This is a genomic window from Micromonospora sp. WMMD712 (genome assembly GCF_029581295.1).
GTDB classification, from domain to species: Bacteria; Actinomycetota; Actinomycetes; order Mycobacteriales; family Micromonosporaceae; genus Micromonospora; species Micromonospora carbonacea.
Map to the genome: position 1 here is coordinate 6,179,270 of NZ_CP120743.1, position 20,005 is coordinate 6,199,274.

At 68.3% G+C, this 20,005-nt stretch carries 11 protein-coding genes; 4 read left to right on the forward strand and 7 right to left on the reverse strand.

All coding sequences use genetic code 11. The annotated features are described in order from the left end of the window. Positions 1–17 precede the first annotated feature (17 nt). The 4 genes from O7633_RS26800 to O7633_RS26815 form a co-directional block, all read right to left on the reverse strand. Positions 18–3,182 (reverse strand): type I restriction endonuclease, encoded by a 3,165-nt coding sequence (locus O7633_RS26800; protein ID WP_282324375.1) that lies wholly within the window; start codon positions 3,180–3,182, stop codon positions 18–20. Then, positions 3,179–5,311: an AIPR family protein gene (locus O7633_RS26805; RefSeq protein ID WP_282324376.1), complete on the reverse strand. Its 2,133-nt coding sequence runs from the start codon at positions 5,309–5,311 to the stop codon at positions 3,179–3,181. Before O7633_RS26805 ends, O7633_RS26800 begins: the two co-directional genes overlap by 4 nt. 380 nt (positions 5,312–5,691) lie before the next feature. Next, a complete protein-coding gene (locus tag O7633_RS26810; RefSeq protein WP_282324377.1) occupies positions 5,692–6,915 on the reverse strand; it encodes a helix-turn-helix domain-containing protein in 1,224 nt (407 codons plus the stop codon). After that, positions 6,912–7,055, reverse strand: a complete 144-nt coding sequence (locus O7633_RS26815) for a hypothetical protein (RefSeq protein ID WP_282324378.1) — start codon at positions 7,053–7,055, stop codon at positions 6,912–6,914. The genes O7633_RS26810 and O7633_RS26815 overlap by 4 nt, the downstream gene beginning before the upstream one ends. A 229-nt stretch (positions 7,056–7,284) precedes the next feature. Here O7633_RS26815 and O7633_RS26820 point away from each other — a divergent pair, with 229 nt between their 5' ends. Together O7633_RS26820 and O7633_RS26825 are read left to right on the forward strand one after the other, a co-directional pair. After that, positions 7,285–8,133, forward strand: a complete 849-nt coding sequence (locus tag O7633_RS26820; protein WP_282324379.1) for a DUF5753 domain-containing protein — start codon at positions 7,285–7,287, stop codon at positions 8,131–8,133. Continuing rightward, complete coding sequence (locus O7633_RS26825) at positions 8,123–8,311, forward strand: DUF397 domain-containing protein (RefSeq protein ID WP_074478510.1); 189 nt, start codon at positions 8,123–8,125, stop codon at positions 8,309–8,311. The genes O7633_RS26820 and O7633_RS26825 overlap by 11 nt, the downstream gene beginning before the upstream one ends. Positions 8,312–8,349: 38 nt before the next feature. Here O7633_RS26825 and O7633_RS26830 read toward each other — a convergent pair whose 3' ends face one another. Both O7633_RS26830 and O7633_RS26835 read right to left on the reverse strand, forming a co-directional pair. Beyond that, on the reverse strand, positions 8,350–9,540 hold the full coding sequence (locus O7633_RS26830) for a restriction endonuclease subunit S (protein ID WP_282324380.1): 1,191 nt from the start codon (positions 9,538–9,540) through the stop codon (positions 8,350–8,352). A gap of 95 nt (positions 9,541–9,635) precedes the next feature. Then, a complete protein-coding gene (locus tag O7633_RS26835) occupies positions 9,636–11,627 on the reverse strand; it encodes a class I SAM-dependent DNA methyltransferase (RefSeq protein WP_282324381.1) in 1,992 nt (663 codons plus the stop codon). A 571-nt stretch (positions 11,628–12,198) separates the two neighbouring features. On the opposite strand from O7633_RS26835, the gene O7633_RS26840 reads away from it, so the two are divergent. Together O7633_RS26840 and O7633_RS26845 are read left to right on the forward strand one after the other, a co-directional pair. Beyond that, entirely contained in the window at positions 12,199–13,227 is a 1,029-nt protein-coding gene (locus O7633_RS26840; protein WP_282324382.1) for a patatin-like phospholipase family protein, read from the forward strand. A 109-nt stretch (positions 13,228–13,336) separates the two neighbouring features. Then, positions 13,337–15,592, forward strand: a complete 2,256-nt coding sequence (locus tag O7633_RS26845; RefSeq protein ID WP_282324383.1) for a hypothetical protein — start codon at positions 13,337–13,339, stop codon at positions 15,590–15,592. 101 nt (positions 15,593–15,693) lie between these two features. Here the strand turns inward: O7633_RS26845 and O7633_RS26850 are convergent, their stop codons facing one another. Next, the gene (locus O7633_RS26850) at positions 15,694–19,788 is read right to left on the reverse strand and encodes an Ig-like domain-containing protein (protein WP_282324384.1); all 4,095 of its coding nucleotides are present in this window, start codon (positions 19,786–19,788) and stop codon (positions 15,694–15,696) included. Positions 19,789–20,005: the final 217 nt, after the last annotated feature.

Genomic DNA, 20,005 nt, shown 5'->3' on the forward strand with positions numbered 1-20,005 from the left:
CCCTCCCGTCCCCTGCCTCAGGCGGCGTCCGTGACGCCCTCCTGCTCGCGGATCATCCGCCAGGCCGCGCTGCGGGCGCTGCGGTTGAGCGAGCTGCGGAAGTTCTGCTGCTGGTCGAAGTACTTGCGTCCCATCTCGGCGGTGGTGTCGAAGTGGTCCATCATCTTGTCCTCGAAGACCGGGTCGAAGACGTGGCCGAAGTTCTCCTCGTCGTTGGCGACGGCGGCCAACCGCACCTTCGGGTCGGCGAGGGCCTCGTTGAACGGCTTGATGACGTCCTGCTCGGTGAACTCCGTGGCATGCTTGTCGTTGAACCGCGCGATGAGCTCCGACAGCAGCGACTTCTCAGGTTCCTTGGCGCGGCCGGAGCCGTCTCCGAAGCCCGTCAACTCGGCCGTCCCCTCGGGCACGAGGCTGATGTCCTGCTCACGGTCCAGCTCGACCCGCAGGTGGGTGAGGTCGATCTCGCCGATGTCGACGCCGCCGTCGTCACGGCGGGGCAGCCGGTTGAGCAGGTGCCTCCCGTAGAGGTAGAGCCGCTCCAACTCGTCGTCCGTGTAGGGGACGATGCGGGAGAGGAAGCCGTACTTGCGGACGTAGTCGCTGAGGTCGGCCCGGAACGTCTCGGCCCTGGCCTGGTCACCCTCGTCGTCGCCGTTGAGCAACTCGGCGAAGCGGGCGACCGCCGGGTCGAGGTGCCGGTACAGCTCGGCGTGCAGCTTCGCCCGGTTCGCCGCGCTGCCGGCGGCCTGCTCGTCGGCGGCCAGCCAGGCCGTGGCGAAGGCGAGCATCTCCTCGTCGACGAGGAGCTCCGCGGACATCACCCGGCTCTGGGCGGTGTAGAGGAGGTTCGGGTCCGGGGGGAGGGTGGCGGCCTCCTCGAAGTACGGCCGGAAGGCGTCCTGGATCGCTTCGGCCTCGTTGCTGAAGTCCAGCACCGCCAGGTCGGACTGGCTCTTTCGGTCGGCGGTGCGGTTGAGCCGGGACAGGGTCTGCACGGCGGCGATGCCGGCCAGCGGCTTGTTGACGTACATCGTGGTGAGCAGCGGCTGGTCGAAGCCCGTCTGATACTTTTCCGCGACGACCAGGATGCGGTATTCGCGCTGCCCGGCCCCGCCGGCCTTGTCGTCGGCGCGCGTGTAGGCGAACGCCTTGGGCAGTGCCTTCTCCGGCAGGCCGCCGTTCTCCTTCGCCTCGGTGACCTCCTCCCCGTCGTAGGTGAGCGTGCCGGAGAACGCCACCAGGACGCCCCAGTCGGGATACCCGAGGTCGCCGATGTGCTTCCTGATCGACCGGGCCATCTGCACGGCCTGCGCCCTGCCGAACGTCACCACCATCGCCTTGGCCCGGCCGCCGAGCCGCCCGGCGGTGTGCTCGCGGAAGTGCTCGACGATGACCTGCGCCCGCTGGGCGACGGTCGAGTCGTGGGTCAGCGCGTAGCGGGCGATCAGCGGGTTTGCCTTGGAGCGGTCGACCTTCCGGTCCTCGGGGTTGCCGTTGGCGAGCTTGTAGTAGGTGTCGTAGGTGACGTAGTTGCGCAGCGGGTCGAGGATGAAGCCCTCCTCGATGGCCTGGCGCATCGAGTAGGTGTGGAACGGGTGGTATTCGCCGTCCTCGCCGAGGGTGCCGAACTCCACGAGCGTCTTCTGCTTGGGCGTGGCGGTGAACGCGAAGTAGGAGAGGTTGGCGGCCCGCTGCCGGCTGCGCGCCCGCTCCTTCAGCTTCGCCTCGGTGCCCGTCGGGGCCGGCGCGCTGGTCGCGCCCGGGTCGTCGGAATCGGCGTCCAGGCCCAGGTCGCGCAGCACGGCCCGGACCGCGTCGGCGGCCGCACCGGTCTGGGACGAGTGGGCCTCGTCGATGACGATCGCGAACCGTCGCCCCTGGATCTCGGTCCGGTGTTCCTTGAGGTATTCCGTCAGGGCCGGGAAGGTGTGCAACGTGACGGTGACGATCTTTCCCGTCGCGCGGGAGAGCGCCTGGGCGAGCTGCTCGGACTTCGCCCCGTGCTCCTCGTCGATCTTCACCACCAGGCCGGCGGTCTGCTCGAAGCTGCCGACCGTCGCGCGGAGCTGCGCGTCCAGGTTCCGCCGGTCGGTGATGATGATGACCTTGTCGAAGACGGGGGAGCCCGGCTTCAGGCCGGCCGCCACCGCGGCCGGGTCCAGCTCGGCGGGGTCGCCGGGGGCGTGCAGCGACGACAGGCGGTGGCTGAGCCAGGCGATGGTGTTCGACTTGCCCGACCCCGCCGAGGCCATCACCAGATAGTGGTGACCGGCCCCGTGCCGCGCCGCGTGCGCGGTCAGGGTCTTCACCACGTGCCACTGGTGGTAGCGGGGGAAGATCAAGGTCTTTCGGGTACGCCCGTCCGCGCCCTTCTCCCGGTGCAGATGGACGAAGCGCTCCAGCAGATCCAGCCAGTTGTCCCGCTGCCAGACCTCCTCCCACAGGTAGGAGGTGGCGTACTTGCCGAACTCGGTGGCCGGCGGATTGCCCTTGCCGCCCCGTCGGCCCGGCCCCGCCGAGCCGGTGTTGAACGGCAGGAACCGGGTCGGCCTGCCCCGCAGTTGGGTGGCGACGAAGACCAGGTCGGGGTCCACGGCGAAGTTGGCGACCACCCGCCGCGCGAAGATCAGCTCGGTCGGGTCCCGCTCGGTGCGGTACTGCTCCTTGGCGTGCTCGACCCCCGAGCCGGTCAGCGGGTTCTTCAGCTCGGCGGTGGCCACCGGGATGCCGTTGAGGAACAGCGCCAGGTCGAGCCGGTTGCCCCGGTCGGCGTGCTTGGTCGCGTACGCCAGCTCCCGGACCACGGTGAGCCGGTTGCGCCGGTAGTCGTCGAGGATCGCGTCGGACTCCACGAACGAGGGGCGGAAGTAGGCGAGGCGGAGGCGTACCCCGTGGTCCTTCACGCCCTTGCGGAGCACGTCGAGCAACCCGTCGACGCTGATCGCCTGGTCGAGGCGCTTGGCGAAGCCGCGCTGCGCGGCGGCCTGGTCGCCGCCGTAGAGGGTGACCAGCTCGTCCCACTCGGCGGCCTGGGTGGCCCCGATGAAGGCGAAGAGCTGGCCGGTGTCCAGGCCGAGGTCGGGGCGGTAGTCGGCGCTGCTGCCCAGCTCCCACCCGTGGGTGAGCATGGCTTCGACGATCGCGTCACCGAACTTCGACTCGTGGTGCGCGGCGCTCACGCGTCCTCCTCGACGTCGTCGCCGACGGCGGCCAGGGTTTCCTGCGCCAGCGCCCAGAGCGACTTGCCCCCCGGCAGGTGCCACCGGGCCGGGCCCTGGGCGGCGGCGGGTGCCTTGCCCCACCCTGCCAGCCGCCACATCTCCTGCACCAGGCCGGAGGGGGAGTAACGCTTGCCGTCGGCCGCCCACAGGATCGGGCGGACCCGCTGGTTGACCCAGGTCGCGGCTGCCCGGCTCGGGTCCGCCGCGATCCAGGCGGCCATCGCCTCCCGTTCGGGCCGCCCGGCCGCCTGGTAGGTCAGCGGCGTGCCGTCGGCCAGCACCCCGGCGTCGATCAGGGTGGGGACGGCGTTGGGCCGTCGCTTCTGCTTCGGGATGCTGGCAGGTTGATATTCGATCGGCAGGTCGGGGACCGGAGCGCCACGCTTCAGGTCCGCCAGGACCAGGCCCGCGAGGGTACGGCAGTGGTCCGGGTTGGCGAGCGTGCTGGACACGATCGAACTCCGGCCGAACGTGGCGTCGACGTGATAGACGAGCCAGGCTGCGACGCGTTCGACGGCCTCGGGCACCTGGGCGAGGACCTGCTCCCAGTCGGCGTCTGGGTCGTCGATGCCGTCGAGGTCCAGGTGCTGAAAGACAATGTGCGCGATCAGCCGGTTCCCGCGCTCCACGATCGCCTCGGCCCGCTCCTGACGCTTCTTGGCGGTGCGATCGATCGTGTTGTCCACTTCACGCAGGATGAGGACGCTGCGCCAGATCTGGTGGGCGGAGGGCCTGTCTTGTGCGTCGAACAATAGTTGGTAGGCCCCCTGAGGGCCCTCCTCCCACAGCAGGTCCACGTTGCGCTTTGCCCGGACGGCGAGGTCGGAGTTCCGGTGCGCGCAGGCCAGCGCGGTCGCCGCGACCTCCACCGAACAACCGCTGTCCGGAGCGGGCGGCTCCCCGCGTTTGACCGCGTACGTCTTCTGGAGCGAGAGAAGGAAGTCCTCCCTGATGGCCCGCTGTACCGGATCGAGCGCGACGAAGTCGCGCCGCTCCACCCGGTTCTGCGTGTTGGTGGCTGTGGTCACCGCGTCGGCGAAACCCGGCGGGCAGGTCCTCAGCGAGATGACCCGGACGGTGACGTATCCCTCGGCGACCGCCTCGGCGTTCTTGCGAAATGCGTGGTGGATGGCGTGGACGGTCTGCGCGCCGTTCACAATGCTGGCACCGGTCAGCCGGAGCACGACGGGAGATCGCGCGCCCAGCCGAGCGTACTCGGGCTCAAGACTGTCGCAGAGCAGGGTGATCCCGTTGTTGAAAAACCAGAAGTTGTGCGGCTCATCGGTCAGCGTCGCGATCAAACCCTGATTGACCTGCGTGATACCGAGCGGCTTGCGGATGTTGCGGTCAAACAACCGGTCTTCGTGGTCGTCATACCACTGGGCGATGTCGGCGACCGAGACGATGCCCTGGAACGCCTCGTACTGCCCGGAGATCTTGATCCAGTCCTGCATTCCGACGCGCAGCGCGATGGGTGGTTCGGCGAAGTCGTTGCGCACCACCTCCCAGATGTCGCGCGCCAGGTAAACGCGTTGGTCGAGGATGTTGCCGTACTGGTTGAACTCGTCCTGCGCGTCGACGAGCCGCTGCATGACGTCGGCCGCGAGCGCGTCAGTCCGCATGACCGCCGTCACCAGGGTGATCTTCGATCCCGGTGTGCTGAGAACCGCGTCAACGCGGTCGGCGAGGTCCTGAAAGCGCATGTTGAAGCGGTCGAACTTCCGACCGTCGATGTGGCGCAGGCCGTCAACGAACTTGAGCGCGTCGGCAACCTCGAACCTGGCCTTGCCCTTGTCGCTCCACTTCGCCTGGACCAACCAGAGATGCGACCCCGTTTTGTCGGTGGCCACCGCATCGATGCCGATGTCGTTCTGACCGTCAACAACGGCGTCGGCCGCAGCCGCCGAGTCGCAACCGGTCAGATCCCGCACCACCAGGGCGGCTAGGGCCCTCGAACGAAGGGACTGCTCACGTTCGGCAGGTGGTCTGTTGGCGAGATCCGTGAGGTCGATCAGCCCTTCGAACTCCCGTAGAAGCGCGTCCTGTACCTGCCGGACCTGCGTCTTTGGTTCGGTGCTCCCGCTCATCCGACTACCTCACTGCCGATCTTCACCGTCATCGCAGCACACCGCGTCGGGAGGCCCGGCCTTGCGCTACCGCCGCAGCACAGTGGGCGGAGGTGCGCCGGTGTCGGGCTGAGCCTGCTGTGCGCGGCGAAGCGCGCAGGAACGGGCAAAAGTTGATCTTGACGAGGGTGCGTCACCCATCGTAGCCGTCCTGGCGGTCCGGCGGGCCGATCGGAGATCGCTTTCCGTGGGGGAGCGTTCAGCGGAGCGTATCGGTGCAGCTCAGCGCCGCCGACGTCACGTCCGCGCCTGGAAAGCGCGACCGCCCGAGTCGGATATCCGATCGGTCGGCGACAGCGGCGTGACGTGGCCCGGGGGTGCTCAGAGCGTTGGGGGTGAAGCTACCGTCGGGTCAGGCCGATGGTGGCGGCGAGGCGGGCGACGTCGGCGGCGGTGGGGCCGGCGCGGAGCACGGCGGTCAGCGCGGCGTGGGCGGCGGGGCGGAGGCGGGTCTCGGCCGGGGCGATGCCGTCGGCGGTGACCAGGGCCCGGCCGGCGGCCTGGCGGTCGCCGAGGTCGAGGTGGGCGCGGGTGATGTCGACGAGGTGGGCGGCCCGGTGCTCGGCGGGGAGCAGACGCCATGCGTCGTCGCCGGTGGCCCGCCGGTGGGCGGCGACGGCGAGCTGATGGTCACCGAGGCGCATGGCGGTCAGGGCGCGGGTGAGTTCGACGGTGGTGGGGCCGAATCCGATGCCGTCGTGGTCGTCGTGCTGCCGCTCGCCGTGGCTGGCGGCGAGCTGGGCCGCCCGCTCGGTGAACTCGGCAGCAGCGGCGACGGCCCCGCACGAGGCGGCGGCGAGAGCGGCCTCGGTCAGCAGGGTGCCCGTCAGCGCGGGCTCCTCCGGCAGGAAGACGTGGGACCGCGCGAGGTCGAGGCGGTGCACGGCGGCCGCGGCGGCACCCGTCGCCAGCTTGCCCTGCCGTAGCGCCCGGAGCGCCTGGGCGACGGAGACCGCCGCCAGGCCGGCCAGCCGTGGATCGTCGGCGGCCCCGCTCATCGCCCGGTCGGCCGCCAGCCAGGCCAGGTCGGCCTTGCCGAGCTTGACCAGCACCTGGGCGGCGAGCCGGTAGACCCGCACCGGCAGGTCGGCGGCGGACGCGCCGCCGACCGCGCGGGCGTCGGCGAGCAGCTCGGGCAGCATCCGCAACACCTGGGCGTGGTGGCCGTTGCGGTACGCCGTCCAGGCGTACCCGATCTGGTCGGCAGGCTGGCGTGGCGACGACGCCGGCTGGCCGTCGCTGCCGATTCTTGGTACGTCGTAGCGCGCCAACGCCTCGCGCACCCGCTCCACGGCGCTGCCAGTGTCGGTGCCGGCGGCCGAACCCCGCTGGGCCCTGCCGCCCAGCAGGACGGCCGGGGTCACCCCGAGGGCCGCGGCCACCGTCTCGATCACCGAGAACCGATCGAGGGTACGGACGCCGCGCTCGACCTTGTCGACCCAGCTCTTCGACCTGCCGATCCGGTCGGCGAAGATCTGCTGGCTCATGCCCCGGCTGACGCGCAGCTCCGCCACCCGCCGCCCGATCGGCGGCTCGTCGCCGGTGCGCCGCGTTGGCCGGGTCACCGGTCCCGCTCCGTCGGCGGCATGGCCAACGTGGACTCCCCGCAGCGCGGACACCACCGCGACTTGACCCGGAAGGCCAGCAACCCGAGGAGGAACCCCGGCACCAACCCACCGAACACGACCGACACAACTTCGGACATCACGATCACTCTCACCTCTGGCGGAGACGGAGAACGAGCGTTGCGACGTCCGCTCCCCGGCCGTGCAGGTTGACCTGTCCCGAACGTCACGCAGCGAAGCGATCCGTGGGCGGTGTGTGTCCAGAGTTGCGCATCAAGTGATGCAAAGCAAGCCCTTGTTTCAGTTCAACCGCTGAGCCGCGTTGGAGGCCGCGCACAGCAGTGAGCGGGTTTGAGGCAGAATCACGACATGCCTCGTTTCACGCCAGCGACACCGCGCTCCCGTCGGCTCGGCCGGGAGCTGCGCAAACTCCGTGATGCCAAGGGTCTGACCGGTGAGGACGCGGCGAAGCTCGTTCGCTGCTCGTCGTCACGGATCAGCCGGATCGAGTCCGGCGAGATCAAGCCCCGTGCGGGCGACGTCATGGAGCTTCTGGTCGCGTATGGCATCAGGATCGACGAGGAGCCCGCCACGTCGCTGCTTGAACAGGCCCGCGACCTGCGCGAGGAAGGGTGGTGGCAGCGCCTCGGCGGGCGGTATGCGACCTACATCGCCTACGAGGAGGAGGCTGCCGAGCTGAAGAACTTCGAGCCGATGTTGGTGCCGGGGTTGTTGCAGACCGAGCGCTATGCCCGCGAGGTCAACATGATCGGCCGGGAGTCCGACAAGGACACCATCAACCAGCGTGTCGCCGCTCGAATGACCCGACAGAAGGTGCTGCACCGTGAGCCCGCGCCGCTGCGGGTGCATGCCATCCTGTCCGAGGCGGCGGTGCGCACGGAGGTTGGTGGCCTGGACGTCCTGCGCGAGCAGCTCGACCACCTGGTCACGTTGAGTCGCCTGCCCAACGTGACCATCCAGGTCCTACGCTTCGAGGCCGGTGCCCACCTCGCAGTCAGTAGCGGCTTCGCCCTGCTCGCCTTCGAGCAGGGCGAGCCGCCGTTGGGCTACGTCGAAACCCTGGCCGGCGAACTGTTCCTTGAGTCGGCTCGCGACCTGGCGCGACTGAGCGACGCATACGACAATCTGAAGACGCTGGCACGTTCGCCGGCCGAGTCCATCAAGTTCATCAAGGAGTTGAGCAGGCATGGAGCGTAACGCCTGGCGCAAGTCAACCCGATCCGGCAACAACGGGCAGTGTGTCGAGGTGTGCAATCGAGGTCACTTGATCGATGTGCGCGACTCAAAGGCTCCGGAGAGTGGGATGCTGAGCTTCGAGGCCGCCGCCTGGGGCGCGTTCGTCGGTAGCTTTAAAGCGGAAGCAACTTGTGGGTAGAAGTCGACATTGCGCTGATGTTGGTTGATTGAATCCGATTAGTGGTCCAGTCCTCGCCTGCCGGCAGTGCATACGTCAATCTGGCCAGTAACGGCAGCGGTGATTACTGCCTGGCGTCGCTCAGTGATCCTCTTTGAGAAATGCCCAACCAATTTGTTGAGGTCTTCAAACTTCTGTCGATATCCGTCCAGCTCTTTCCTCTTCGCGATCTGATCGCTGAGGCTGGGAAGGTGGATTGGAAAAGATCTCAGAGCGTCATTGTTGATGATTCGAATTCGGGAATATTGCGCCCACTCCCTGATTTCTTGGTGAGCGGCCCAAAGTTGCCAGGCCAGAAATCTTCCATCCGTGTTGCTTTGGGGCTGGATGGCGGTCAATTGCTGGTTTCCGGTCGCGGTGTGATCTAAGTAGCCAATCTTGCCGAGAGACTCTCCGATTCCGGTGATTAGGATGCTTCCGGATGGGAACGTGGGGACATCACTTTCTTGGTCGAGCGGTATCGCTTTCTCGGCTTGGCCGACCGACAGAATCCCATACAGCGAGGCCGGCGTATACCACGGCCTGAAGTCTTGGGGGCCATTAGGCGTATAATCTTGCAGGTTGGCTGGTGTGCTTCCTGTTTGTACTGAGCGCGCTGCCCGTCGAAGTGGCACGACGGTTCGGGTGGAGGGCTGTGCTCCCTGCCTGATGATCACCCGTCCAGTAGCGTGGGCTGCACGGGCTGATATTTCTTCGATCGATAGGTCGAGCTGACGCCTTCGCAAGGCGATGAGGTGATCGATGCGGGCGGTTTCGGCGTCAAGGAATTGGGCGATTCGGCGTTGTTCGGGTACTGGCGGAAGTGGAATAGGGGTGCCTGCGAGCCTGTCTCGGTTGAGCTCGATCTGGTTGGTTGCGCCGACGGCTAGCGCCGTATAGATGTACTCCTGGAATGGCTTTGAATTGAGCCAGTAGTAGGCGAATCTCGGCTCTACGTGGTCAGTTTCGAAGCGAATTACGGTTATATGGCTGTCCGCCATGCAGGGAGATCCATCGCTTGGGCCGTGGAAGAATCCGACCCTGCCGAGGGTTCCTGTCCCTGTCGAGTTGATGATGATGTCGGATGGTTTAAGCAGTCCTTTGAGCTTGGTTAGGTCGCCGCGGTAATCGTGGCACCTGGTCTTTGTCCAGTCGATGCCGGTTGACTGATTGGCGGCCTGACTTATCGCTCGCACGGGACCGTCATCCACGTAATTAGGTGCTGATCCTCTGCTGAGGAGGCTGGTTACGTATTTTAGTGGTGAGGATGGCCAGCATTCTCGGGTGCTTAGTCCGGGCGAAGAGCTCATTTCGTCACCTCGCCGAGTAGAGCCTGAATCTCGGCCTCCAGTGCCTTCAGTTCGGCGTCGATCTCCGCGAGTGGTCTCGGGGGCTTGTAGACGTAGAAGTGGCGGGTGAACGGGATCTCGTACCCGGTCTTGGTCTTCTCGTGGTCGATCCAGGCGTCTGGGACGTGCGGCAGCACCTCGCGGCGCAGATACTCCTCGACGTCCTCGTCCAGCGGCACGTTCTCGTAGTCGCGCAGCTCCTGGTCCGGCTCCGGTTGGCCCTTGACGAGCTGCACCTCGCCCTCGGGGTCGCGCACGCCGATCGCCTCACGTAGCGCCTTCTGGAACGGCGCACCGGAGGGCCAGGGCACCCCGGCGGCGGCCATCGCGGTACGCAGCGCGTCCCACGCCGCCCGCTTCGTCGGCCAGGACTGCCCGTGCAGCGGCTTCAACGCCGTGGCAAGCGCCTCCGCGTCCAGCGCCCTGCCGATCGCCTTCGAGTCGCGCACCCGGGTCAGGGTTTCGTCGGTGACCTCGAAGCGGAGCTTGAGGGGCCGCTCGACGGTGATCCGCCGGTAGCCGAAGTCCTCGTTGGCGAAGACCTTCACCTTGGCGTGCTGCGGGTGCTCTGGGTCGCGGGCGGCGTCGAGCGCCTCCCCGTACAGCCGGGTGATGTTCTTGATCTGGTCTTCGGTGATGAACTTGCGCTTGTCGCCGAGCGACTTGCGCATCTTGGCGAACTGGTCGCGGGCGTCGAGCAGCACGACCTTGCCCCTGTGGCCGGCGGCCTTGCGGTTGGTCAGGATCCAGAAGTACGTGGAGATGCCGGTGTTGTAGAAGAGCTGGTCGGGCAGGGCGACGATGCCTTCGAGCAGGTCGCTCTCCAGGATCCACCGCCGGATGCGCGACTCGCCGGACTCGGCCGCCCCGGTGAACAGCGGCGAGCCGTTGAAGACGATCGCGATGCGGCTGCCGCCCCTGCCGTCGGCGGTGGGCTTCTTCATCTTCGAGATCATGTGTTGCAGGAAGAGCAGCGAGCCGTCGTTGATCCGGGGCAGGCCCGCGCCGAACCGGCCGCTGTCGCCGAGGGTCGCGTACTCGTGCTCGACCTCGTCCTTGACCTTCTTCCACTCCACCCCGAACGGCGGGTTGGCCAGCAGGTAGTCGAAGCGCTGGCCACGGTGGCGGTCGTCGCTGAACGAGTTGCCGAACTTGATGTTCTCCGGGTCCTGGCCCTTGATCATCATGTCGGATCGGCAGATCGCCCACGACTCCGGGTTGAGTTCCTGGCCGAAGACGGTGACCGTCGCCGACGGGTTGAGCCGGGTGATGTGCTCCTCGGCCGCCGACAGCATGCCGCCGGTGCCGCAGGCCGGGTCCAGCACCCTGCGGGAGGTGCCCGGGACGCTGAGCACGTCGTCGTCGGGGGCGACCAGCAGGTTCACCATCAGCTCGATGACCTCGCGCGGCGTGAAGTGCTCGCCGGCCGTCTCGTTGGAGCTCTCGGCGAAGCGCCGGATCAGCTCCTCGAAGACGTATCCCATCTGGTGGTTGGAGACCACCTCGGGGCGCAGGTCGAGATCGACGAAACGGCCGACCACCCGGTAGAGCAGGCCCGCGCCGTCGAGCCGCCGGACCTGTTGGGCGAACTCGTAGCGCTCCATCACCTCCTGCGCGTTGGTCGAGAACGCGCCGATGTAGGCGAGCAGGTGCTTCGCGGCCTGGCCAGGATCGTTGGCGATCGTCTCCAGCGTGTAGCCACTCACGTTGTAGAAGCTGTGCCCGGACGCACGGCGCAGGAACCGGGAGACGTCCACGTCCTTGTCCTTGAGCCGGTCGTGCTCCGCGAGGACCCGATCGCGGGTGGGTTCGAGGACGCACTCCAGCCGGCGCAGCACGGTGAACGGCAGGATCACCTTGCCGTAGTCGGACTGCTTGTAGTCGCCGCGCAGGAGATCGGCGACCGACCAGGCGTGATTCGCCAGCTCGGAGTGTTTGCTGCTGTTCAACGTGGTCCTTCCGGTGGAAGCAGTGCGCCGCGCCCTGGTGCCGAATCTCGGGGGAAGACGATGGCTCTCGCCCGGACGGTGACGTCCTCGTCCGACGGAGCGGGAAGGCCGGGGTGCTGCCGACGCCAGTTGCTCACAGCGGCGCGCGTGACGCCGGGGAACCGGGAGATCTCGACGGCGGTCACCTGGGAGGGTTGCGGCATGGGCGTCCTGTGAATGATGGCGTGGTGCGCCGCTCATCGTACACGATCTTCGAGGTGTGCTTAATCGGTTTGGCGCTGCTATCGCCGCCTGCCAGGGCGGGGCTGCTCCGGCGAGAATGGCCGACGGGCTGCCCGGCGTTCGTCGGTGCCGGGGCTCGGCGGTCGGCTCCACCGGCGATCCCCGCGTGAACGTGAATGAGCCCTGGCCGGATTGCGAATGGCGACGGGCGTGCCACGCGCCTCCTGTTGGATATCCGACCCCCGGAAGCGCTTTTCTTGACCGTAGCTAACCAGCGTGGCAGCCTGTTTCGGCGGATGCGGCGCGAGCGGCAGCGGCGAATTCTGGTCTCGGTAAGGGGGTACCGAAGATGGATGACGCGCCCTGGCTGACGAATCATCCTGTGCTGGAGGCGCTGCGGCGTCGGCGGAGGGAGAACGACTCTCCAGGCAACCGGTCGGACGATTTCAAGATCGGATTGGCTGTTGAGGGTGGTGGAATAAGAGGCGTGGTTTCCGGTGCCATGCTGTGTGCGCTGGAAGACCTTGGCATGACCACAGCCTTCGACGCCGTCTACTCGGCGTCGTCCGGCGCGATCAACAGCGCCTACTTCCTGGCCGGGGGCAGCTGGTATCCACTGTCGATCTACTATGACGATCTGACCACCCGGAAATTCGTCGACTTCCGGCGGTTCTTCCGGGGCCACATCCTTGACCTGGACTACGCCTTCGGAGTCGTGGTCGACCAGCTCAAACCGCTCGACTATGACAGGGTGATCGCTTCGCCCGTCCCGCTGCACATCGCGATCACCCTGGCCGACGAGATCCGGACCGAGACGGTCCATGATTTCACCTCCCGCGCCGACCTGCGTAGTGCCCTCGTCGCCAGTGCATGGCTGCCGGTGGCGTTGCGTGGCACGGCTGTCTTCCGCGGTGAGCGGGTGGTCGACGGTGGCGTGTTGACTCCCCACCCCTACCGCATTGCACTGCAGGACGGCTGCACCCATGTGCTCTCGCTCAGCACCCGGCCGATCCGCCCGCCCCGCGACGGGGTGTCACTCTCGCAGCGCTACGCCGCTCGGCACCTCAACGCGATCAGGGACGGGCTCGGGGCCGGGTACCTGCGTGCGATGCGTGACTATCGAGTCGAGCGGCGCATGCTGCAGCGGCGGATGACCGAGCCGGGGGAAGCGCCATACGTGCTCGACCTGGCGCCCTTGCCGTGGATGCCTGAGGTCAAACGGCACGAGATGGACTCCGGGCGCGTCATCGCCGGGGCCCGGGGTGGCTATGAAGTCATGTACTGCGCCATCGAGAACCGTGACCCCGCGCTCATTCCCGGCGGGCGTATCCGAGCCGTGCCACGCCTCACCATAGTTGCGAAGGATCATGCACAGTAGCGCTAGGCGAGACACCCTCTCGACCGTTCTCCGGGCCATCTCCCCTGACGCCGAGGAGAGTGGACCCGCCGAGCAGGAGCTGGTGGGCTTGACTCGCTACAGCTGGGGAGTGACGCTGCTCCAGCTGCCGACCGACGCACAGAGTTTCCTCAGCCTGTTCGAGCGGTCCTGGGACAGCGTGGTGGACGATCTCCACGGGTGGTGTGGTGGGTTCCGTGCCCGACCGGAATCGGTCCAGCGGCCGCTCGAGAACGTCTTCGGTCATCTCGGGCTGCTCCTGATCACCCTTGTGTCTCTGCGGCACTCCGATGAATACCGCCATCCCCGCAAGGAGGTGGACTCAGACGGCGGGCATGGGCAGACCGGTCACGATTGCGACTCGTTGTGCGTGCCGCTGGTGCGGGACCCCGCCGTGCGCCGGGCAATCGCCGAACATTACAGTCCGGATGCCTGGATCCCGGGGCACGATACGAGCGAGATCGAGCCGAGCGCCTCGGCCCGCAGTGAGTGGAACGGCATCGACTTCGACACGGTCCGGTTTCACCGACACGGCACCACCTCGTTCATCCTGGCGGGTTACCCGGTCGGGGCGGCACACGGACGGCGTCGGCAGCTCGCGCTGAAGTGCCTGGTATATCCATTCTTGCAGGTGCCGACAATCGTCAGAAATACCGCGGAGTACTATTCCAGGTACGGCGTGCCCAGCCGCGATCTGCGACATCTGGTGCAGATATGGGCGAGCAGCGCCAGCTGGATCCTGATGGATTATGTTCCGGGGGAAACCCTCGCCGAACATCTCGACCGCCGGCGCGGCAACACGCCGGGGTCGGCTTCCGCCGACCGAACGACTCGGCGACCCGCAGCCGCGGCGCGCGAGATCGAAATCGACGTGCTGGCCGATCTTGGCCGGGAGCTCTTCGCTGCAATGGCTGAGCTCGAGCAGGCCGGGCTCCGGCATTGCGACCTGTCCCCGTCGAACATCATCGTCGCGAGTGGCGAGGAAGGAGCGCGCCCCTCCTTCATCTTCATCGATCTCGGTGTCAACTACCTCTACACCCATGCCCTTCCGGGCATCGGAGGCCCGGACGCGACCTATGTCGCGCCCGAGCTCAGGGCCGGCGGCACCGGCACGAACAGAACCGATCTCTATTCGGTCGGTCAACTACTTGTCGCCATCTCCGGCGCACCCGGCGGATCCGACGGCACGGTGCCGGACCTCTTCTATGCCGAGACCCCGGTGATGGCCCGGTTCATCGAGGACCTCGTCGACGGCGAGCCGACCCGCCGGTTGCTGCTCTTTCGGCCGGATCCGCCTCCAGCCCCCCTCTACCCACAGCTTCGCCGATTCTTCGACGAGGAACTCGCCGCCATGGCGGCTACCCGCCGTGGACGAGTCGGCCAGGTCAGAATTCGGTGGCTGGCCGCCCTGCTCGACCTCTTCATGCCGCTGGCCGGAGCGCCAGCCCGGCAATGGCAGGTCTGGCGGATCCGGCGGAGTCAGGGGCTCTACCGGCATCCTCGTCGTAGCATGCACATCCGTTGGCTCCTCACTGCTTCATGGCTGTCGGCGGCGGCCTGGTATGTCGCGGCCACGATCCTGGTCACCTGGTGGTTGCGTGACCTGGGCTGGGATTGGGGGAACCAGGCGATCGCCTTCCTGCAACAGGCGACCGGAACCCCGTCAGACAGGTTTCCCTACCTCGATGACCTGCGGCAGCCGGACTACCCGATCTCCGATTTTGCGGAGAACCTCCCGGTACGCATGGTCGGCCTGAGCTTCCTCCTCGTCGGTGCGCGCTACTACCAGAACCTCTTCGCCGGGTTGACCCCTTTGGTGGCCGGCCTGCGCCAGGGGTGGCTGAGTCTGCTCGCCGTCCTCGCCGAACTGCACATGCGGCTCTTTGCGGTAGCTGCCTTCCTGCTGGTCCTGCCACCGACGCTGGTGCAGGGGCGTTGGTGGTCTGTCTTCACGCCGGTCGGCGTGCTCTTCGTGTTCATCTGTAACTGGTCCTGCCTGTCCTTCGCCCGGCTGGCGCTGCGGCGCGCCAAGGCGGCGCAGCTTTCGACCGTTCCGGCCAGCCGTGTTGCCGGCCTTGATGCCTTCAGCGGCTGGACACCATCGGCGGCTTTCTATGCGGTGACCTGCGGGGTAATTGGCACGCTGATCTATCTCGATCTTGTCAAAGACGTCTATGTTTATGCCGGTGCCGTAACCGCCATCAACACCGTTCTCTTCTACGTCATCAAGTGCAGCGGTCGTAGTGCCGCGGACGTCCGGACCGGGCTGGGGAGGGCCTTTCTCGCCGCCGAACGTCTCCGCTACGCGGCCGAAGGCCGAGTGCCCAGGCCACGTGTCGGTGACTGAGCACCTGCGCGTGGGCGGAGAGATGGGTAGGCCGCAGCGGACACCGCCGGAGGGGCCCCTGCTGCGGGACCCCTCCGGTCAGCTTCCGAGTTGCCGGATCGTCACTTCTTGAGCAGTCGCACCTGCACGGTCTTGCTCGCGCTCTGCCCCGTCGCGTTGCCGAACGCGACCGTGACCGTCACGTCGAGCCGCCCCGCCTTCACCAGCTCCTGCCGGTACGCGGGCGCGACCGTCACGGTCAGCGTGACCGTGCCCGCCTTGCTCACCTGCTTCGTCACACCGACCACCTTGTCGCCGGTGAGGGTGAGCGTGCCGGCCGTGTTGACGGTGGCGGCGATCGTCGCCGTGCCCGCCTTGGCGTCGGTCGTCACCTTGCCGAGCTGCACCGTCGGCGGCGGCGTCACGGGGGCCACCTTGCCCACCACCGCCTTGGACAGCGTCGCCCGCCCGGCCGAGTCGACGACCAGCGCCTGGAGCTTGACCTGCCGGCCGGCGTCCCTGGCGCCGGGCGTCCAGTCGAACAGGTACGGGGCGACGGTGCTGGTGCCGACCCTGACGCCGTTGACGAGCAGGGTCGCCGACGCGATGGCGAAGTCGTCGGTGCCCCGGATCAGCGGGCGCACCGTCGTCCCGACCTGGAACACCGCGCCCTGCCCCGGGTCGGCCACCTGGGCCCACGGGGCGTGGTCGGCGACGCGACCCACCCCGGTCGGCACCGCCTTCGGCGGCTTCGGCAGCCGCTTGGCGACGGTGACGGTGGCCGCGCCCGTGCTGTCGGGGCCGGAGATCGCCTCGACCCCGGTGCGCGGGTCGGCCGGGCCGCCCGCGAGCGGCGCGCGCTTGCCGAGGTAGCTGCCGGTCACCGTGACCGGGGCGGCCTCGCGTACGCCCGTGTTGTCGGCGTTGGCGTTGTAGACGGCGAACCCGTTGCCGGTGATGATGTCGCCGGAGACGGTGAGCGCCCCGGCGGTGTCGGTGCCGGCGTCGGTCAGCAGGATGCCGAAGGACTTCTCCGGCGCGGGCCGGTGGTAGTTCCCGGTGATCCGGCTGTCGTCGACGAAGCCGGTTGCCCCGCTGGCGTACTGGATGCCGACCTGCGGGAACACGCTGCTCGACGCGCCCGTGACGACCGTGCCGGTCACGTAGCCGTGGTGGCGGATGCCGGTCCGGGCGGTGTTGTCCGGGCTGCCGTCCGTGCCCCGCGCGCCGTCGAACAGGATGCCGCCGGACTGGTAGCCGGTGACCACGCTGCCGGTGACGGTCACCTCGCTCTCGACGGTGGCGACGCCCGCCCCCCGGATCACGCCGGTCTTGACGATGCCCCAGCCGTGCGGGTGCTCGGCCAGTTCCTGCGCGGTGGTGGCGGCCCGCAGCGGGCCGACGACGCTGTCCGCGACGCGACCGGCCGCGCCGAAGAAGGCGATGCCGGCCTCGGCCCAGACGTCGCCGGAGGTGACGGTCACGCCGGAGATGTCGACGAACATCTCGTTGGTGTCGGTGGAGCCGAGCGACTGCCGCGACACGGTGATCACGTTGCCGCCGCCGTCGCGCAGGTAGGGCTGGTCGCCCGCGAGGGTGCCGAGCGACTGGTCCGGCTCGATGGTCACCTTGTCCGCGCCCGCGCCCTTGATCTTCAGGGGCTTGGTGATGGTGAGGCCGTTGCGTGCGCCGGCCTGCACGGGGTTGGACGCGTGGTGCACCGGCGTCGAGGACTCCCGGTAGACGCCCGCGCAGACCACGATCGTGTCCCACGGCGACGCGTGGTCGACGGCCGCCTGGATCGAGGTGAACTGGGCGGTGGGGCACTGCCTCCCGTCGTCGTCGACGGTCCAGGTGGTGTTCCCGCGCGGGTTCGCGACCGGGTCGACCAGCGCGACCTTGCCGGGGGTGTTGTCGTACGCGGCGAGGTAGGTCGCCGGGTCCGGGCCGCCGAGGGCGGACTTGCCGTAGCCCGCGCCGTTGGCGTGGTTGCCGTCGGACAGCAGCCGCGCCCCGGCCGCGCTCTCCTGGAAGCGTACGTCGGCGAGCTGGATCGAGCCGGACTTCGGCAGGTCGCCCGCCCCGAAGCGCAGTTCGAGCTTGGCCAGGGAGCTGACGTCGACGCCCTGCGCGGCGAACTCGCTCAGCGGCACGCGGATCTGGTCGAGGACGATGTGCGTGTTCGGCGTGTTCGTGCCGGTGGACATGTGCAGGGCGTTGCCCCAGCGCGGGTCGCCGGCGTCGACGGTGGCCTCGTGCCCGGCCGTGTCGCTCAGCGCGATGACGAAGCGCTGCGTGGTCGACGTCGGGTCGTACGACGTGGGCAGCTCGTTGGGCCAGACCGGGCTGGTCGGGGTGCCGTTGACGGTGGTGTCGCGGGTGTTGTCGCCCCGGTTGTCGGCGCCCGGGTTGCGGGTGTCGAAGAAGTTGACGGCGGCGCTGAGGGCCAGCGCCTTGAGGCCCCGTACGTCCTTGGACGCGGCCGGGATCGCGGCGGTGAGGGTGGCGGGGGAGGCCGGCTCCCAGGCGAGGGTGAGCTGCCGGCCGTAGGAGTGGTTGATCGGGCTGTTCTCGCGGGTGGCGTTCTGCCCGCCGAGCGCGCCGGCCGCCGGCAGCGGGCAGGGCTTGGCGGCGGTCGGCAGCCCGGTCTTGCCGAGCTGCGCGGGCGCGAAGTCCTGGGGCTCCGGGTTGCACCAGTCGTAGCCGCCGGCCGTCGCCGCCGGCTTCGGCGCGACGCCGGCCGCCTGGGCGTACGGGTCGGCGAAGCCGCTGCCGGTCAGCGCGCCGCCGAGGGCGTTGAGGCCGAGGGGGTTCTCCACCTCGGGGCGGATCACGTCCACCCGCTCCTGCGGCGCGGCGAAGTAGCTGGTGTTGACCCGCTCGTTGCAGGGGATGGCCGTGCCGGACGGGCTGGTCGGGCAGGCCGTCGCCGGGACCTGGAGGCCGCTGGCGGTGTTGGCCAGCTCGCCGGTCAGCCAGGGCTGGAACGCGCCCTCGCCGCCGACGTAGCGGCGGAAGAAGGCGGCCATCGTGGCCAGGCCCAGCTTCTCCTGGTCGCCCATGCGGGCCGCGTCGCCGGAGAACTTGGTGTTCACGGCCGGGTTCAGCGGGTCCGAGTTGTCGATGGCGTAGTTCAGGTCGGGGTCGGTGTAGCTGGCCGCGCCGCTGAGCCGCAGGTTGTTCGGGTGGATGTTGTTCGTCGCGAACGGGGCCGAGTTGCCGCAGGCGGCGTCGTTGTTGCCCTGGCCGTCCGCGCCGCCGTCGGCGTACCAGACGGTGTTGTACCAGTTGTGGATCGCGCCGAGGTGCTCGACCTGGATGCGGGGGAAGGGGTCGCCCGGGTTGACGTACTGGCTGCGCTCGAACAGGCGCGCGCCCTGGAGGTTGGACACGTCGCCGTCGCACATCGGCAGGATCGTCAGGTACGGCATGCCGTACGGGGCCTTGCGCTCGTAGTCCACCGGGGCGAGGGAGATGACGCCGCGCAGGGGGTAGCGCGGGCCGTCGGTGCGGATGCGGTTGTAGTCGATGAAGCTCGACACGGCGTCACCGCCGCGCGAGTGTCCCATCAGGCCGATGCGGGTCAGGTCGAGGCGGCCGGAGAGCGTGGTGCCGACGGTCGTGTGCTCGTCGACCGGCAGGCCCCCGGCGCGGTTGGCCGCGCTGAGCGCGTCCAGGGTGGCGGCGATGAGCATGCGCCGGCTGTGCATGCCTTTGCCCTTGCTGCTGTCCTGCCGCATCATCAGCTGGTCCTGCGACACCGAGAACGTCGTGTAACCCCAGGTGGCGAGGTTCTCCGCGAGGTAGGCGTAGCCGTTCTCGTTGTGCTTGAACTGGGCGCAGGTGAGCTGGGCGCTGTTCTGCCCGGAGTCGCACGAGCCGTGGTTGCCGTGCACCAGGACGATCAGCGGCGACGGCGTGGTGCGCTTGGCCCAGTCCGGCGTGTAGAGCTGGCCGCGGATCTCGATCTGCTCCGCCGCCTGCGCCGTCCCCGGCGTCGGGTCGGCCCCGGCGGAGTTGGGCTCCTGGATGTCGGCGAGGCCGAACTTTGCCTCCTGGACGGCCTGGTGACCGAACGGTCCGCGCGCCGTCGGGTCGGGCAGGCCCGCCGGCGCGGCGGGGGGCGGCGCGGCGGGGGTGGGGGATGCCGCCATGGCCGGGGCGGCCAGCGCGACCGGGGCCGTCAACGAGACGGCCACCGCGAGGAGAATACGCACGCTCCTCGATGTTCGTACCTTCAAAGTGTCTCCCCGGAAAGGAGTGGAAATGTTCAACGAGCGGGACGCTAACCAGCCCTCGTTTCTCCCGCGTTTCGTATGACATGCGTCTCGCGGCGCTGGAGAACCCGCCTCTACCAGGGGATATGCGCCCCGGACGGGAAGTCGGCCGCAACTGCGGCGATTGGGACTCCGGGGCTCTCCGCGACTCATATCC

Bases quoted from the DNA above. Each gene is read 5' to 3' on its own strand.
- O7633_RS26815 (WP_282324378.1), bottom strand. From the start codon at position 7,055: ATGTCCGAAGTTGTGTCGGTCGTGTTCGGTGGGTTGGTGCCGGGGTTC.
- O7633_RS26820 (WP_282324379.1), top strand. From the start codon at position 7,285: ATGCCTCGTTTCACGCCAGCGACACCGCGCTCCCGTCGGCTCGGCCGG.
- O7633_RS26840 (WP_282324382.1), top strand. From the start codon at position 12,199: ATGGATGACGCGCCCTGGCTGACGAATCATCCTGTGCTGGAGGCGCTG.
- O7633_RS26825 (WP_074478510.1), top strand. From the start codon at position 8,123: ATGGAGCGTAACGCCTGGCGCAAGTCAACCCGATCCGGCAACAACGGG.
- O7633_RS26805 (WP_282324376.1), bottom strand. From the start codon at position 5,311: ATGAGCGGGAGCACCGAACCAAAGACGCAGGTCCGGCAGGTACAGGAC.